General features: G+C 70.1%; 12 protein-coding genes and 2 tRNA genes. 4 read left to right on the top strand and 10 right to left on the bottom strand.

The features are described 5' to 3' along the window. Positions 1-420: 420 nt before the first annotated feature. Together lanKC and QWM81_RS08475 are read right to left on the bottom strand one after the other, a co-directional pair. Complete coding sequence (lanKC, locus tag QWM81_RS08480) at positions 421-3,009, bottom strand: class III lanthionine synthetase LanKC (protein ID WP_290111087.1); 2,589 nt, start codon at positions 3,007-3,009, stop codon at positions 421-423. Further along, entirely contained in the window at positions 3,002-3,721 is a 720-nt protein-coding gene (locus tag QWM81_RS08475; RefSeq protein ID WP_353938285.1) for a GNAT family N-acetyltransferase, read from the bottom strand. The genes lanKC and QWM81_RS08475 overlap by 8 nt, the downstream gene beginning before the upstream one ends. Before the next feature lie 326 nt (positions 3,722-4,047). Between QWM81_RS08475 and QWM81_RS08470 the strand changes: the two genes are divergently transcribed. Next, positions 4,048-6,006 (top strand): FAD/NAD(P)-binding protein, encoded by a 1,959-nt coding sequence (locus QWM81_RS08470; protein ID WP_290111085.1) that lies wholly within the window; start codon positions 4,048-4,050, stop codon positions 6,004-6,006. Positions 6,007-6,028: 22 nt separating this feature from the next. Here QWM81_RS08470 and QWM81_RS08465 read toward each other — a convergent pair whose 3' ends face one another. Further along, entirely contained in the window at positions 6,029-6,217 is a 189-nt protein-coding gene (locus QWM81_RS08465) for a DUF5708 family protein (RefSeq protein ID WP_290111084.1), read from the bottom strand. Positions 6,218-6,439: 222 nt separating this feature from the next. Here QWM81_RS08465 and QWM81_RS08460 point away from each other — a divergent pair, with 222 nt between their 5' ends. Then, positions 6,440-6,958, top strand: coding sequence for a MaoC/PaaZ C-terminal domain-containing protein (locus tag QWM81_RS08460; RefSeq protein ID WP_290111083.1), 519 nt, complete (start codon positions 6,440-6,442; stop codon positions 6,956-6,958). A 76-nt stretch (positions 6,959-7,034) separates the two neighbouring features. On the opposite strand, the gene QWM81_RS08455 is transcribed toward QWM81_RS08460, so the two are convergent. Together QWM81_RS08455 and QWM81_RS08450 are read right to left on the bottom strand one after the other, a co-directional pair. Further along, positions 7,035-7,913: a winged helix-turn-helix domain-containing protein gene (locus QWM81_RS08455; RefSeq protein WP_493660865.1), complete on the bottom strand. Its 879-nt coding sequence runs from the start codon at positions 7,911-7,913 to the stop codon at positions 7,035-7,037. Between the two features lie 1,219 nt (positions 7,914-9,132). Next, positions 9,133-9,205, bottom strand: a tRNA-Ala gene (locus tag QWM81_RS08450). Between the two features lie 151 nt (positions 9,206-9,356). Between QWM81_RS08450 and QWM81_RS08445 the strand changes: the two genes are divergently transcribed. Together QWM81_RS08445 and QWM81_RS08440 are read left to right on the top strand one after the other, a co-directional pair. Beyond that, positions 9,357-9,905: a helix-turn-helix domain-containing protein gene (locus tag QWM81_RS08445; protein ID WP_290111081.1), complete on the top strand. Its 549-nt coding sequence runs from the start codon at positions 9,357-9,359 to the stop codon at positions 9,903-9,905. Positions 9,906-9,951: 46 nt separating this feature from the next. Continuing rightward, the gene (locus QWM81_RS08440) at positions 9,952-11,226 is read left to right on the top strand and encodes a serine/threonine-protein kinase (protein WP_290111080.1); all 1,275 of its coding nucleotides are present in this window, start codon (positions 9,952-9,954) and stop codon (positions 11,224-11,226) included. 24 nt (positions 11,227-11,250) lie between these two features. Here QWM81_RS08440 and QWM81_RS08435 read toward each other — a convergent pair whose 3' ends face one another. From QWM81_RS08435 to gyrA, 5 genes are all read right to left on the bottom strand, one after another. Beyond that, on the bottom strand, positions 11,251-12,684 hold the full coding sequence (locus QWM81_RS08435; RefSeq protein WP_290111079.1) for a hypothetical protein: 1,434 nt from the start codon (positions 12,682-12,684) through the stop codon (positions 11,251-11,253). Between the two features lie 205 nt (positions 12,685-12,889). Continuing rightward, positions 12,890-13,024 (bottom strand): DLW-39 family protein, encoded by a 135-nt coding sequence (locus QWM81_RS08430; RefSeq protein WP_003958712.1) that lies wholly within the window; start codon positions 13,022-13,024, stop codon positions 12,890-12,892. A gap of 286 nt (positions 13,025-13,310) precedes the next feature. After that, a tRNA-Ile gene (locus tag QWM81_RS08425) sits at positions 13,311-13,384 on the bottom strand. Between the two features lie 82 nt (positions 13,385-13,466). Then, a complete protein-coding gene (locus QWM81_RS08420) occupies positions 13,467-14,084 on the bottom strand; it encodes a DUF3566 domain-containing protein (protein WP_290111078.1) in 618 nt (205 codons plus the stop codon). A 3-nt stretch (positions 14,085-14,087) separates the two neighbouring features. Continuing rightward, the gene (gyrA, locus tag QWM81_RS08415; protein ID WP_290111077.1) at positions 14,088-16,775 is read right to left on the bottom strand and encodes a DNA gyrase subunit A; all 2,688 of its coding nucleotides are present in this window, start codon (positions 16,773-16,775) and stop codon (positions 14,088-14,090) included. Between the last annotated feature and the right edge of the window lie 32 nt (positions 16,776-16,807).

The raw sequence follows: 16,807 nt of genomic DNA, 5'->3' as shown, positions 1-16,807 counted from the left end.
TCGCGCCGCGCCCCTCGTCGCGGACCTCGTGGGTCCGCGGTGGCACCTCAACAACGCCGCGTTCAGCAGCTGTTGCTGATGGTGCTGCCAAGCGCCTCGGCGGACTCCGCCGGGGCCTCCAGGCCCTGCAGCTCGATGATCGACATGTTCGTACCTCCCTTCGGGCGTATCAGGTGGCGGCGATGGACGCCACGGCCGGCTCGCGCACCCGTCTCCGGGTGACGCGCGGACGGGAAGGCAGCATTCAGCAGGAGTTGCTGATGGTGCTGCCAAGCGCCTCGGCGGACTCCGCCGGGGCCTCCAGGCCCTGCAGCTCGATGATCGACATGTTCGTACCTCCCTTCCAGGTGTCGGGCCGGTGGATCCGGCCGGTGGATCAGGTGCCGTGTCCCGCGAGCCCCAGCAAGGCTCGACCGGGCCTCAGAGAGGCTCGATCCCCAGGAACGGCAAGCTTTTGAGGCCGCGGTCGCGGACCGCGGTCAGGGCGAGGACCAGCCCTGCGGCGCCGGTGGCAAGGTCCGCGGAGAACCGCACCCCGCCGCTGCCCGGCACGCGGGGTCCCGTGTCGCGTTGCACCAGGTGCAGCGGCAGCGCGTCCAGGTGCTGGGAGATCGCCTCGTCCGCGGCGTCCAGATGGCGCTCCAGAGCGACCATGGCCAGCAGCGCGCCGGACCGGCCGGAGAAGACCCCGACGTCGGCCATCAGCCGCACCCGGGCCCCGGCCACCAGCCGGGGAACCTCGGCGAGCAGGCCGGCGTCGTCCCGATGCCGCAGCACCGCGTCCGCGCCGAGCGCTACCCCTAGGCCGCCGGTGGCGAGGTACGGCAGGCGCCGCTTACCGTCCACCACCTGGAGGGTGCCGCGGTCGTCGGCGGTGCACCGTGCCAGGTCCCGGCCGACCGCCGCACGGGCGAGGTCGAGCCAGCCGGGGTCCGCGGTGGCCTCGTACATCCGGGCGAGGAACACCGCCGCCCCGCTCCAGCCGCGCAGCAGGCCCGCGGGCAGCGCCTCGGTGTGCGGACTCGGGAAGAGCTCGTCGCGGAGGCGCTCCGCGGCGCGCAGCGCCAGCGCACCGGTCTCCTCGTCGCCCAGCAGCGGGCCGAGCGCGAGCGCGGCCAGCCCCATCCCGGCGAGTCCGGAGAACAGCGAGGGGTCGGTCGTGCGGTCCAGGTCGCGCCGCAGCGGAGCGAGTTGCTCCCGGGCGGCCTCGTGGTCGCCGCGCAGCGCCCAGTACCAGGCGACGCCGGTCGCTCCGTCCCACAGTCCCGGTGACGCGAGAGCCGCGTCCCTGGACCGGGGGAAGGTCCGCAGCCACTGCTCGTGCGCGGCCGAAGGCTCATTCCCCGCCTGCTGCAGCGCCCACAGGACGCCGGCCGCGCCGTGCGCCAGGCTCGCGGGGCCGGCGGTGTTCAGGTATTGGTCGGGGTCGCCGGGGAAGAGCCGGTCGGTCCTGGCGGGGTCTGCCGTCGCGGCGAGCGAGGCGGCCAGGGACGCGAGGAGCGCGTCCGGGCCTTGCGGGTCGTCCCCGGCGATGGACCGGCCGGCCCCGGCGGTGTCGCCCGCTCCGTCACGGGCGCCGTGCTCACCGGGTGCGGTCGCGTCCGCCGCACCGGGCAGTCCCATGGTCCGCAGCGTCGCGTCGAAGTGGTCCGCCGGCAGGCCGAACCAGTCAACCGCGGCCGCGGCGTGCCGTACGGCCTTGCCCGCGTCCAGTACGTACACCGGCGCCAGCGGCATGTACAGCCACAGCCGCAGCACGGCTAGCGCGTACCGGTCGCGGGACCGGGCCGTGCCGGTCTTCGGCGCGAAGCCCGGGTAGGCCAGCGGCGGCGTCGTCTCGTCGTCGAGGCCGGTCGCCATCTCGAAGTCCAGCAGCCGCACCGTGAGGTCGTCGGCCACCAGGATGTTCCCGGGGTGCAGGTCGCGGTGGGCCAGCCCGTGCGAGTGGACCTCGCCGATCGCAGCGGCGACCCGCTCCAGCATCTGCTGCGCCTGCTCGCGGTAGGCGGCGACGGCGTCGGCCGTCGGGGCGTGCCCGATGAACGGGTGATGGGTGGCCACCCAGCTCTGCAGGTTCATCCCCTCGGCCTTCTCCAGCGCGAGGTAGTGGTGCTCCCAGTACCGGAAGGAGCCTAGGAGCTCCGGTACGGCGGCCACGTCGGAGAGCCGGGTGAGCATCTCGGCCTCGTAGCGTGCCCGGTCGACGGCGTCGAGGCCGGTCCGGTCGGCGCCGGCGTGCTGCCTGGCCTCCTTGAGAACGACCTCGCGCCCTGTTTCGTTCTCCCGGGCGGCGTAGACGCCGCCTCCGTTGGAGAACTGCAACGCACGCTCCACCGCGAACGGAAACGGCTCGCTCGACTCGGGTGTGCGCAGAGCGTTCTGAATCTCGACGGGGGGCGAGACCCAGGACGGCAGTCGGAAAGGTACCGACCGCGGATCGGGGACCGGCTCACCTTCGGGACCGGCCATCGCGAGTACGCGTCTGCCGTCCGGGGTGTAGGTGTACCGGCTGGTGAAGGCGCCGTAGCGCACGTACACCGGGCTGTCGTCGTGCAGTCGGCGGTCGCTGAGGATGTAGGGGCCGTCCTGACCCGCCAGCAGTCCGTGCAGCGCGTCGAGGGCCGGGAGGAGCGCGTCCTCGTCGGGGTAGAGCGCGAGGAACTTGCCGCTCACGGTGCGCGGGGCGAACTTCAGGTTGTACGCCTGCAAAGTGGACCTACGGGACAGGAACTTGAAGCTGATCCCGTGCTCGAAGCAGTACGCCGAGACGGTTTCCAGCACGGCGACGGCGTTCTCCGCACGTGCGGACACGTGGATCTTCCAGCCCTGCTCCGGCAGCTGTGCGCCGGTACATCGCAGGTGGCACCAGGGCCCATGGTGCTTTCTGATCCAGTTCCCCCGCTCGGGAACCAGCGCCGCGAAGTCCTCGTCGTCCGCCGGGCGCCAGCGCTCCGGAGGTTCGAAGTACTCGGGGTCCGCCACCGAGAAGAGCTCTCCCGCCTCACGCATCGTCGCCTCCCTCAGCGGTTGTCACGGACTTCACGGTCTCCAGAGGTGCCGGTGCGACGTCCGTCAGCAGGTCGTCGACGTCCATCGACGTCCGGCCGCCCTGGGCGATGTAGTCCCAGAGCATGTGGTGCGCGCGGGCCTTGTCCGTCTCGGGAACGGTCGGCAGGTACTTCATGCCGGCCAGGTGTTCCGTCTTCTTCAGCTCGGCCTCGTACTCGGAGCGCAGCATCGACCACACGGTCGCGTCGTGGTAACGCCCGTCCAGGTAGTAGAAGTTGCGCAGGATTCCTTCGAGGACGAAGTTTCCCCGGATGAGCGGGGGAATGGTGTGGACGTTGAAGGCGCCGGTGGTCAGCTGGACGCGCCGGGCGTCGTAGGTCATGAAGAGGAGGTCGATCAGCCGGACGATCGCCTCGCCGCCGTAGGCGCTCTTCCAGCGGTCGGCGTCGCCGACGATGATGGCTATCTCGTACGACTGGTGGCTTCCGCGCTGCCGCCAGTTGACGAAACCGAGCGGCTCGCCGGAGGTGTCGTCGATCATCCGGAAAGTGACGCTGCCGGAGTGGTGGGCGGCCCGGATTTCTTCGGGACTCGCCATTTCACGTGCGTCACCGGTGAGTGCGGAACCCGGTGAGTCGGGTGCCAGCCACCGCACGATCAGTTCAAAATCGTCCGCCTCCGGCGGGCGCAGACTGATGAATCTCCCCTGCACCTTTTCTCTCCCCCCAAAATGAACCCGAAGCACGCCGAAAAAACAGATCGGAAAGACGAGGGACCACCGGCCGCGGCCACCGCATCCTGCTGCTCACTCATTCACCCGGCCCTCCGGTGATTTCTTCCGGCGAGACGAGTGAAAAACTAGATCGGCTCAACTTTTTCGTCAAGGCGCGCCGGAGAAGTCGAATACGCGCACAGGTCGAACGCGCGGCAGAAGTCGAACAGGGTGGAAGTCGAACGCCTTCTGTGCAGTCGGCGAACCGCGCCACTGTCGCCGGTTCCCTTTGTCCGTCCGGTCCGCAGCGCAGTAACCTCCGCGCCATGACGGGAAATGGACACGCATTAGCACCGGTATCGCTGGCATTCGTGGGCGCGGGCCCCAGAACGACCGGCGTCCTGGAGCGCATCGCCGCCAATTTCGCCGAGGTGTGGCCCCGCGGAGCGCTGCGGATCGATGTAGTCGATCCCTTTCCGCCCGGTGGCGGCCGGGTGTGGCGGCCCGATCAGGCGGCACACATGCTGATGAACTCCCGGGCCGCAGACGTCACCATGTTCACCGACGAAAGCATCGAGTGCGCGGGGCCGATCACGCCGGGGCCGACGCTCGCCGACTGGGCCGCCGGGTACGGCGGGCGGGAGATCTCCGCACCGGATCTCGCCGCCGAGGCGCGGTCCCTCACACCGGACTCCTTCCCCAGCCGCCGGTTCGCCGGCGAGTACCTGCGGTGGTGTTTCCGCAGAGCCCTCGCGGCCCTCCACGAGGGCGTGGCGGTGCACGACCACCGCGCCGCGGCCGTCGCCCTGACGGAGAGCGCCGACGGTCGCCAACGCCTCGCGCTCTCCGACGGAAGCGCGGTCGTCGCGGACGTCGTGGTGCTCGCCCAGGGGAACATCGACGGCAGCCCGGACCCGGAACAGCGGGCCCGCGCGGCCTTCGCGGGACGGCACCGCGGGACGTACCTGCCGCCTTCCTGCACGGCGGACATCGACCTCTCCGGTCTCCCGCCGGGGGCCGACGTCCTGGTGTCCGGCTTCGGTCTGGCCTTCGTCGACCTGATGTCCCTGCTGACCGAGGAGCGGGGCGGCAGGTTCGTACGGCAGACCGGCGGCGAGCTGGCCTACCGGCCTTCGGGTGCCGAGCCCGTCCTGTGGGTCGGCTCCCGCCGAGGCGTCCCCCACCTGCCCAAACAAGGTCTCGCACTGCTCGGTGCCGACCCCGGGCCGCCCCGCTTCGCCACGGTCGAGGCCTTCAGGGCGGCCGGCGCCGCCGCGGACCTGTGGTCCCTGACGGCCAAGGAGTTCGGCTGGGGCTACTACCAGGAGCTGTTCACCGCGCACCCGGAGCGGACCGCGAGGTCCTGGCCGGAGTTCGCGAGGTCCTACGAGAAGCTCGACTGGGACAGCGCCGCGCTGCACGCGCTGGTCGAGGAGTCCGTGGCGCCGGCCGACCGCCTGGACCTGGAGGTGCTCCAGCGGCCCCTGGCCGGCCTGCGCTTCGCCTCGGAGCGCGAACTGGGGGCGTGGATGCTCCCTTACGTACGGGCCACCGTCGATCGGGTGACGCTGCCCGGGCACAGTGCGTGGGCGGGCGGCGCGCGGTCCCTGTTCACGGCGGGCAATCAGCTGGCCGAGCTGCTGGTCTCGTACGGCGGCGAGCTCGATCCGAAGGCCACGGCGGCGATCGAGCGGATATCGGAGTTCAACAGCTTCTTCTCGTCGGGGCCGCCGCCGTTCCGGCTGGAACAGCTCCTCGCCCTGTTCCGGGCCGGGACGGTCCGCTTCCTCGGCGCCGGCACCCGGGTCCGCACGGACGAGTCGGCGGGCGTCTTCGTCGCGTCGTCCGGCTCCCTCGCCGTGGAGCGCCGTGCCCGGCACTTCGTCGAAGCGCGGCTGGCCGCGCCGGATGTGCTCGGGGGAGGCGACCTGCTGCTCAGCGCGATGGTCGCGGGAGGCCAGGCGCAGACGCGCGGCGTGGCGTACGCGCAGAACGTGCTCCGGCTTGTGGCCCAGGACGGCGACTACCGCGTTCCCGACCGCTCGGGACGGCCGCATCCGCGGCGGTACGCGCTCGGGGCCTTCGCCACCGGAGGCAGTCTGGGCTCCTTCTCGGTGCCGGGGACGAATTCACCGTTCTTCCGGCAGAACGACGAGGTGGGGCGCCGGCTGCTCAGGCAACTCCGCGCCCTGGCACAGCAGCGGCCGGCTCCGGCGGCGACCGTGCCACGGCCCTCCGCGGAACCGGCCGCAAAAATCGGCCCGGCCCCCGGAACGTCGTCATGACGACCGGGAGCCGGACCGCTCGCTACTTGCTGCCGACGACGGACTTGTAGAGGCCGTACACGACCTCCAGCCCCCCGAGTGCCATTAATACGACGCCCAGCTTGGTCAGCGTGACGACCGGCGTTTCGACATCGCCGGTGAACCTCCAGAGCACCAAGCCGATGATGAAGGTGATTACTCCGGCGACCACGGCTTTGAAACCTGAACTCATCTCGCATCCTTTCCTTCCCGCTCTTGACCTGAATCGCGGCACCGCGAAGACTGTTGCCGCGCCAGCGACTATAGGCGAACAAATGCCTGGGAATAAACCCGAGGCACTTCCTCCGACTAATACTTCATCCGCCTACTTGCCCATCTCCTGCTTCTCCACCATCCACTTCTCATCCGCCTGTTTCTCCATCCGTTTCCGAATCCAATTCCCCCGGGGGCCGACGTGGTCACACTGCAGGAAATAGCCGAGTGGTATCAGGAGCGGGCCGGGCAGCACTGCGGCCACAGCGACTGGTTCGAGATCACCCAGCCGGACGTCAACGCGTTCGCCGATGTCACCCGCGACTGGCAGGACATCCATGTGGACCCCGGCCGGGCGGCCGACGGGCCGTACGGCACACCGGTGGCCCACGGGTTCCTGGTCCTGTCCCTCGTGACCTACCTGACGGACAGCCTGCTGGACCTCGACTGGTCCGCCTCGGGCCTGAACCAGCGGCTCGACCGGGTACGGTTCCGCGCCCCGGCCGAGGTCGGGTGCAGGCTGCGGGCCGGGGTGGGCATAGTCGGCGCGCGTACCAGGCCGCGCGGCTTCCTGGAACTGGTGCTGTCGATCAGCATCGAGAAGGAGGACGGGGCCGTCGTGTGCAGCGCGGAGCAGACCCGGCTCTACCTGGCCCGCCCCGACGCCCGGTTGCCCCGGTTCCCGGCGCTCACCGCGCCCGTGCCGGACGCCCGTGCCTGACACAGCGCGGCCGGGCGGCCGTTCCCGCACACCGTGACCGGCGCGGGCGCCGGGCGGGTGCTCACGAAGCGGGTGCTCAGTCGACCTCGGCCGCGCTCTCCACCAGGGCCTGCCTCGCCCGGAGCTGCTCGGCGAAATCCCGCCACAGACCGGCGTTCTTCCTGGCTATCTCCACTATTAAGTTGGCCTGGTGCGGCGGAAGTCTGTCGATGAACTGGCTCCATTCCTGCGGGGAGATGACCCGGGACTCCACCCAGCGCAGGAAGTCCCGGCCCGCGGCGCTGAACCGCAGCGACGGGTCCTTGCGCAGCCGCTCCAGCGTCTCGGAGACGACGGACTCCGACGCGTGAGCCTCCTGCCGCGCAACGGTGCCCGCGCCGCGGCCGGCGTCCTCTTCACGGCTGCCGGCCCGGGCGGACCCGGCGCGTTGTGGCCGCTCCTCGGCCGCGGCCGCCATCATCTTCCGCTGCCGCGGGGGCACCGGGTCCTCCCCGCGCTTGATCCGCGCGCGGACGTCCCAGACGGTGGAGATGGAGATGCCGGCCTCCTGCGCAATCAGCCGTAGCGGCATTTCGGGGTTGCGGAGGAGCAGCTTGTGGGCGTGCAGCCTGCCCGCGGCGCCGTCCAGCGGCCGGACCCGGCCGTCCTTGCCCACTCGGCTGTTCGACTGCGGACCCTCCTCGGTCGAACTCCTGCGCACCCCGGCGACGGTCTTGGCGGTCAGTCCGACGGCCTCCGCGATGGCCCGGTCCGACCAGTGCGGATGAGTGCCGATGATGCGCCGGGCGGCCGAGGTGCGCTCGGCGATCCGGAGCGGCAGCCCGTGGGTGATGTTCGACCGGACGGCGAAGACGAACGCGTCCCTCGCGTCCCCGTCGAAGAACCGGACGCCGATCTCCTCGTCCCCGCGCAGCAGCGCGGCGTGCACCCGGTGCGTCCCGTCGATGACGCGCATGGTGGCACGGTGCACGACGATGGGCGGTAACGCGGTACCGGTCTCCGCGAGGAGACGTACGTGCTCCTCGCTGATGCGCGTCAGTCGTGGCGAATCGGCCGTCCGGAGTGCTCGGACGGGGACCTTTTCCACAGGAGGCTCGGGGAGCCGGGACCCCGCAGCGGCTTCCGGTGCCTCCTGGATACATGCGGTGGAACTGTCGTGAACCGGGCTCCCCATGGCCTCTCCCCCGTGTGGTCCTCGTTCCTCTGCTCTGTACCGGCATCCTTCCATCACTTCACGTACACCACATCCTACGAAAGGGGGAGAGCAGGAGTAGACAAACGGCTTAGCCACGGCCCGGGTTGCACCGTCCGGCCACGGCACACCGGGTGCCCGCTGGCCTTCCGTTCGGGCACAGCCTTATGGCGCCTACTGCTATTCGCGCCCGGCACGCTCAGCTCGGCGTTCGGGGCGGCGACCGCCCGTCGCTTGCCGTCGACACGCGCGGGTCAGTGACCCGCCGGGCGCCCCAGCCGGTCAGTCACGGCCCATGCGCAGAGCCGCCGACCCGTGTCGAGCTTGAACCCACGACCTCTTCGTCCTGCCTGGGCTCGATCAAAATCACCATCGGGCCACCGTGGGCCTGGGTCTCCACCGTCTCGTTCACGAACTTCTTCGACCTGACACGCACGGCATGCGGCTGGTGCTGATCGCGGCCATGCCAGCCGGCCTGGTGATGGCCGTCGCCCTGCCCGAGGCAATCGACGGCCGGGTCACCGTGTTCTCATCGCTTACTTGGCCGTGCAAAACGGTTGGCAGCCCTCCATCGTCCTCTTACTCGGCGACCACCGGCTGGCCCGGGAGTGCTCCCGGACCTTTGCCTGGATGCTGCGCTCCGCAGCGCCCCAGACAGGCGGCATCTTCGTGCACGGATAGGGCCCGCACCGGGCTGTGGGCCTTGGCCGTCACTGCCGAGTACAGCGCGTCCTGCCGCTCGGTGAAGTATTCGCCGAGCCTCAGCGAAGCCTCAGGCCGCCCCCTGCTTCCGAGCCACCATCCCGTCTGAGCCTAGGAGAGCCACGGGAGAGCGATGCCTGGCAGCAAACCCCGAGGTACCCGGGAATCTCGGGCCTCTGACCGCCTCTCGTCAACACCATCGCGTTGACGTATCAACACAGAAAATCGGGACAAAAAGACCCCCTGCCTGCATTTTTGCAGGTCAGAGGGGTCTGCGATGTGGAGCCTAGGGGAGTCGAACCCCTGACATCTGCCATGCAAAGACAGCGCTCTACCAACTGAGCTAAGGCCCCGGGACTGCCGCCGAGCGGCGGGTGTCGCAGACCAGAGTACCGGGTGCCGGGGGGTGCCCCGCAAAAGGTTTGGGGCTCCCGGTCGACGACCACGCTCCGTAAGATGCTGGGCGAGGTTCGCAGCAGCGAACCGAAGCGATGGGGAGACGCAATGGATGCAGCGCAGCAGGAAGCGACCGCGAGAGCCAGAGAGCTTCAGCGCAGTTGGTACGGGGAGCCGCTGGGGGCGCTCTTTCGTAGGCTCATCGACGATCTGGGCCTGAACCAGGCCCGGCTCGCGGCGGTGCTCGGGCTGTCGGCTCCGATGCTTTCCCAGCTGATGAGCGGCCAGCGCGCCAAGATCGGCAACCCGGCCGTGGTCCAGCGCGTCCAGGCCCTGCAGGAGCTGGCCGGGCAGGTCGCCGACGGCAGTGTGAGCGCCGCCGAGGCCACCGACCGGATGGACGAGATCAAGAAGTCCCAGGGCGGCTCGGTGCTCACCAGCACCAGCCAGACGACCGCCAGCTCGGGCGCGCCGACCGTACGCCGCGTGGTCCGCGAGATCCAGTCGCTGCTCCGCTCGGTCGCGGCCGCCGGTGACATCATCGACGCCGCCGACACCCTCGCCCCCACCCACCCGGAACTGGCAGAGTTCCTCCGGGTGTACGGCGCCGGGCGCACCGCGGACGCGGTCGCCCACTACGAGTCGCATCAGAGCTGACCGCGGCAGGACGCCGTGGCAGGGAACGGGGAGCGGGCGCAGCGCAATGGGTGAGGTCTTCGCCGGCCGGTACGTGCTGGTCGACCCGATCGGACGGGGCGGCGTCGGCGCCGTCTGGCGTGCCTGGGACAACCGCCGCCGGCGCTATGTCGCGGCCAAGGTCCTCCAGCAGAGCGACGCGCACACCTTGCTGCGCTTCGTACGCGAGCAGGCCCTGAGGATCGACCACCCGCATGTCCTGGCCCCGGCCAGCTGGGCGGCGGACGACGACAAGGTGCTGTTCACCATGGATCTGGTGAGCGGCGGGTCGCTGGCCCATGTCATCGGTGACTACGGCCCGCTGCCTCCCCGGTTCGTCTGCGCCCTGCTCGACCAGTTGCTGTCCGGACTCGCCGCGGTGCACGCGGAGGGGGTGGTGCACCGCGACATCAAGCCGGCCAACATCCTGCTGGAGGCGACCGGGACCGGGCGGCCGCACCTGCGGCTGTCCGACTTCGGCATCTCCATGCGCAAGGGCGAGCCCCGGCTGACCGAGACCAACTATGTGGTGGGTACGCCCGGTTACTTCGCGCCCGAGCAGATGATGGGCGCGGAGCCCGACTTCCCGGCCGACCTGTTCGCGGTCGGCCTGGTCGCGCTGTATCTGCTGCGCGGTCAGAAACCCGACGCACAGGCGCTGATCGAGCACTTCGCGACGTACGGCACGCCGGGGGCCCCCGAGGGCGTCCCCGAGCCGCTGTGGCAGGTGCTCGCGGGTTTGCTCCAGCCGGATCCGGGGGCCCGGTTCCGTACGGCCACGGGCGCGCGCAAGGCGCTGACGTCGGCGGTGGAATTGCTGCCGGCCGCGCCGGAGGGCGAGGAGCCGGTGGAGGTCTTCGACCAGATCGGGCCGCTCCCGGCCGGTTTCGGTCCCGAGGGTCCGCTGACGCCGCCCGCCGCGCCGCCCACCCCGCTGCCCGCTCCGCCTTCCGTACCCGACCGGCAGCCGCCTGCGCCGCCGGCCCCACCGGAGACGGGCGGCTTCCACCTCGCCCCGCCCCTGCCGCACCCGGCGCCCCTGCCCCACCCGGCGCAGCCCCCCGCCGCCGCTTCCGTACCCGCTTCCGTACCCGCGCACGCGGCGCCGACCGCCGGGGTGCAACACGATCCCGCTGCCTCGACCCGGCACTACACCGCCCACGCCCCGCACGTTCCTGCGCAAGCCCTGGGCCACGTGCCCGCGCGGAAGCTGCCGGGACCGCCTCCCAAGGTGACGGTCCCGGTGCTGATCGTGGCCCTGCTGTGTTTCGCGGTCGGGATCTGGGCGCTCACCCAGGCCTGACCGCGCCCCGATGCCCGCCCGCCGTCACCAGGCGGCGGGCGGTCCGTACCGCGTCGGCCCCGTCTCCGTCGCGGCAGCGGCACCCGTGCCCGCACCCGCACCCGCACCCGTCGCCGAAGCCGCCCTCGCCGCGCTCCGACGCGCCAGCAGGGTCCACGCCACCAGTCCGAGCACCAGTACCGAACCTGCGCCGATCCCGGCAGCGGCGACCAACCGCATCGTGCCGCTCTTCGCCGCCTCGGGACCGCTCTGCCCGTTCGCCGCCGCCTCCTGGTCCGCCTCCGTGACGGCGAAGATGCCGGCCTGACCGTCGTAGGCCGGGGCCGCCGCCGGGGTGCCCTCCACGTTGATCCGCAGCGTCAGACCGTACGGCTTGCGCCCGAACTCCTCCCCGACCTCCGGGTTCAGGCTGACCCGCAGGTAGTACCAGCCCGCGAACCGCGTGTTCACGAACTTGGAGCCGGAGTCGAAACGGTTCTCGTACTTCACCGGTGGCAGCGGTTCCAGTGCGGCGGACTTCTGCTTCCCGTCGTAGGAGACCGAGTCGCTGCTGCTCACCACCCCCTGCACGGGGTTGAACAGCGTGACGGCGAGCGCGCTGCCCACGAAGCCGTTGCCGGACGAGCTGCCCAGGTCGGCGCTGGCGAAGAGCTGCTGCCCCCAGTTGACCGGAACCCGGTAGAAGCGCGACCGACCGGGCTCGATCCGGTCCGTCCACTCGCCCTCGGTGAGGCCGGTCGCGTCGAAGAAGCTGGTGCCGCCGGCCCGCTCCCGTGGTCCGCCGGCCGGCGCGGGAGGCGAGGCACTGGCCCACTCCTCGGGGGCCGCGGTCGGGCCCTCGGTCTTGAGCTTGGGCTCCAGCTCGTGGCGGATCTCCAGGTCCCAAGCCTCGGGGGAGGAGGTGGCCTTGCTGTCGCGCTCGACGACGACGTAGTACGGACCGGCGTCCTGGCAGAAGGAGCTGTCCCTGTTCATCGTCCGGTGCGCATAGGCAGCCACCGGGCGGGCGAAATCGGCAGAGCCGAAACGCGCGTCGTTGGCGCTGCAGTTGAAGCCGTTCCGGTCCTGGAGGGACACCTTCAGACTGTCGGACCTGTCCACCGTGCTGTCCGCCTCGGGCACGGCGACGGCCGAGACATACGCGTTGGTCTTCGCGTCCAGGTCGAGGCGGTAGATGCGCTTGGCGCCGCCCGTGATCGCGTCCCGGTACACCGCGCCCGCGTCCAGCCGTGGTGCGTCGCTGGTGGTCGCCGCCCCGGTGATCGGCTTGATGCCGTCGGCGAAGGCGTACGCCCCGCCCGACCCGCCACCGGTTGCCCCGCCCGCCCCGGCACCGGTCGCCTCGTCCGCCGACGCCCCGCCCGGCAGTGTCGCCACCGCGCACAGCGCCGTCACCACCGCCGGCGCCACCATCCGGCCGATCCGTCCTCCCTTGCCGCACCGCCTCTTCACGCGCATTCCCCCTGACCGAGACCAGTCAATTTTGCCCTCGCAAGCTAGCGATTTGCGTACGTGAACTCAAGGGACTCACTGTCACGGTCCGGCAACAGAAAGAAGCGCCTGGAGAAAATCGAGCCGGGAGAAAGGCGGAAAAGGCAGCGGGCAGCAGAGAACCCCGGCCGCGTTTCAGCGACCGGGGTCCGTAGGCAGACGTGCTTGCGTCTCAGACACCGGAACCTGCGGGCACGGAGTCGGTCGCCTCCGTCCACAGATCCTGCTCGGCGCGGTCCGCCTGGATCTGGCGGTACACGAGGAGCCCGCCGATGGCGGCCAGTGCGACCAGGAGAAGCTTCTTCACCGCGCGACCTCGTCTTTCCTTGACGTAGGAGACCTTCTTGGCGCCCGACTATACACACCGACCGATACCGATCGGTGACCTACGTCCCGGCCGGCCGACTCGCCGGCCGACTCGCCGTAGGACTCCGTAGGACTCCGGTAGGAGTCCTCGCCGTATGGCCCCCCGTACGAAGACACCGGCACAAAGCCATCCGCACAAAGCATCGGCGCAAAGGCATCGGCCCAAAGGCATCGGCGCAAAGCGATCGGCCCGGGCGGATAATCTCCGTCCGGGCCGATCGTCACTGTGGGGCTAACAGGATTTGAACCTGTGGCCTCATCCTTATCAGGGATGCGCTCTAACCAACTGAGCTATAGCCCCTCCGCGCTGCGCGCTGACCTCTGAAGATTAGCGCACGGAGCGGCGAGTACCCAAATCGCCGGGGCCGGGGCCCCTATGGGTCCTACTCGTCCTCGGCCAGCGTGAGCTCGACACCGCCCACGAAGCCGGCCGACAGGTTGTAGATGAAGGCACCCAGGGTCGCCAGGGCCGTGGCGAGCACCACGTCGATGACCGCGATCACCGACGTGAAGATCAGCACGCGCGGCAGCGACAGGAACGACTGCAGATCGAAGCCGTTGCTCTCGTTGGAGCCGGTGGCCTCGCTGATCGTTCCGCCGACGGTCGAGAAGACGCCCATCGCGTCCATGACCATCCACAGCACCGCCGCCGCCACCACCGTGCAGATGCCCAGCGCGATGGAGAGCAGGAAGCTGACCTTCATCACCGACCACGGATCGGCCTTCGCCACCCGCAGCCGTGCCTTGCGCGTACGCGGCGTCGTCTTCGCGCCCGTACGGGGCCGGCGGACCGTCCCCGTGGCGCTGCCGCCGCCGCCCTGAGCGGCGTACGCCTGCGGCGGGTGGTAGGGCTGCGCCGTCTGCTTCCCGGCCGCGGGCCGTTCGTCGGGCAGCGGCCCGTCGTCGTAGGTGGTCACCGTGTCCCCCTGGGAGTCCGTGGCAGGGCCACGGGCGCCGCTCGTTCCAGAAGCGGCCGATCCGGCGCCCGTGGCTCCACTCACGCTCTACTCCTCGTGCTCCCCGGCCGAGGGCTCCGTGCCCTCGACTGCCTCGGCCGCGGCGCCGCTCGCTGCGGCGGCCTCGGTCCGTTCGGTACCTTCGGTCGCTTCGACCGTGTCCGTCCCGGTCGCTGCTACCTCGTCGGTCGCTTCGAGCTCGTCGGCCCCTTCGACCGCCTCGGCCTCGCGACCGGCCTCGGCGTTGCGAGCGATACCGACGACGGCATCGCGCTTGCCCAGGTTGATCAGTTGGACGCCCATGGTGTCACGGCCCGTCTCCCTGACTTCGTTGACTCGCGTACGAATCACACCACCGGACAGCGTGATGGCGAGGATCTCGTCGTTCTCCTCCACCACCAGCGCGCCGACGAGCGAGCCGCGGTCCTCCACGATCTTGGCAGCCTTGATGCCGAGGCCGCCACGACCCTGGACGCGGTACTCGTCGACACGGGTGCGCTTCGCGTACCCGCCGTCCGTCGCGGTGAAGACGAACGTACCGGGCCGGACCACATTCATCGAGAGCAGCTCGTCGCCTTCCCGGAAACTCATCCCCTTGACGCCGGACGTGGCACGCCCCATCGGACGCAGTGCCTCGTCCGTCGCGGTGAACCGGATCGACTGCGCCTTCCTGCTGATGAGCAGCAGGTCGTCGTCGGCCGACACCAGCTCGGCGCCGATCAGCTCGTCGTCGCTGCCGTCCGGAGTCTCCCGGAGGTTGATCGCGATGACACCACCGGAGCGCGGCGAGTCGTAGTCCTTCAGCGCGGTCTTCTTCACCAGACCGCCCTTGGTGGCGAGCACCAGGTAGGGCGCCGCCTCGTAGTCGCGGATGGCGAGGATCTCGGCGATCTGCTCGTCCGGCTGGAAGGCCAGCAGGTTGGCGACGTGCTGGCCGCGCGCGTCGCGGCCGGCGTCCGGCAGTTCGTACGCCTTGGCGCGGTAGACCCGGCCCTTGTTGGTGAAGAACAGCAGCCAGTGGTGCGTGGTGGAGACGAAGAAGTGGTCGACGATGTCGTCTTCCTTCAGCTTCGTGCCCCGCACGCCCTTGCCGCCGCGCTTCTGCGAGCGGTAGTCGTCCGTCTTCGTACGCTTCACATAGCCGCCACGCGTGATCGTGACGACGATGTCCTCCTCGGCGATCAGGTCCTCCATGGACATGTCGCCGTCGAAGGGCACCAGCTTGGAGCGGCGGTCGTCGCCGTACTTCTCGACGAGCGCGGCCAGCTCCTCGCTGACGATCTGGCGCTGGCGGGATTCCGACGCCAGGATCTGGTTGTACTCGTTGATCTTCGCCTGGAGCTCGTCGTGCTCGGCGACGATCTTCTGGCGCTCCAGGGCGGCGAGCCGGCGCAGCTGCATCTCAAGGATGGCGTTGGCCTGGATCTCGTCGATCTCCAGCAGGCCCATCAGGCCCTCGCGCGCCACCTCGACCGTGTCGCTGCGCCGGATCAGCGCGATGACCTCGTCGATCGCGTCCAGCGCCTTGAGCAGACCGCGCAGGATGTGTGCCCGCTCCTCCGCCTTGCGCAGGCGGAAGCGCGTACGGCGGACGATGACCTCGATCTGGTGCGTCACCCAGTGACGGATGAACGCGTCCAGCGAGAGCGTGCGCGGCACGCCGTCGACGAGCGCCAGCATGTTGGCGCCGAAGTTCGTCTGGAGGTCGGTGTGCTTGTAGAGGTTGTTGAGGACGACCTTGGCGACCGCGTCCCGCTTCAGCACGATGACGAGCCGCTGGCCGGTACGGGAGCTGGTCTCGTCGCGGACGTCCGCGATGCCGCCGATCTTGCCGTCCTTGACGAGGTCGGCGATCTTCTGCGCGAGGTTGTCCGGGTTGACCTGGTAGGGCAGCTCGGTGACCACCAGGCACTGGCGGTTCTGGATCTCCTCGACCTCGACGACCGCGCGCATCGTGATGGAGCCGCGCCCCGTGCGGTACGCCTCCTCGATGCCCTTGCGGCCGACGACCAGCGCGCCGGACGGGAAGTCCGGGCCCTTGATCCGCTCGATGAGCGCGTCGAGCAGCTCCTCGTGCGTGGCCTCGGGGTGCTCCAGCGCCCACTGGGCACCGGCGGCGACCTCGCGCAGGTTGTGCGGCGGGATGTTGGTCGCCATACCGACCGCGATGCCGGCCGAGCCGTTCACCAGCAGGTTGGGGAAGCGCGCCGGCAGGACGGTGGGCTCCTGGTTACGGCCGTCGTAGTTGTCCTGGAAGTCGACGGTCTCCTCGTCGATGTCCCGGAGCATCTCCATGGCCAGCGGCATCATCTTGCACTCGGTGTACCGCATGGCGGCGGCCGGGTCGTTGCCCGGGGAACCGAAGTTGCCGTTGGAGTCCACGAGCGGCATACGCATCGACCACGGCTGGGCCAGGCGGACCAGGGCGTCGTAGATCGAGGTGTCGCCGTGCGGGTGGTACGTACCCATGACGTCACCGACGACGCGGGCGCACTTGTAGAAGCCCTTCTCGGGCCGGTAGCCCCCGTCGTACATCGCGTACAGCACGCGGCGGTGGACGGGCTTGAGGCCGTCCCGCACGTCGGGCAGGGCTCGCGACACGATGACGGACATCGCGTAGTCCAGGTACGAGCGCTGCATCTCGGTCTCGAGCCCGACAGGCTCGACACGCAGGCCCACGCCGGGAACGGCGGGCTCCTCTTCGGGCATCACCACGGGGGTGTTCTCGTCGGCCATTGCTGGTCTTCAGTCCTTTCGTACGGTCAGCT

Source organism: Streptomyces ficellus, assembly GCF_030406405.1.
Classification (GTDB): domain Bacteria; phylum Actinomycetota; class Actinomycetes; order Streptomycetales; family Streptomycetaceae; genus Streptomyces; species Streptomyces ficellus_B.
This window is presented reverse-complemented; position numbering and strand designations above follow the sequence as displayed.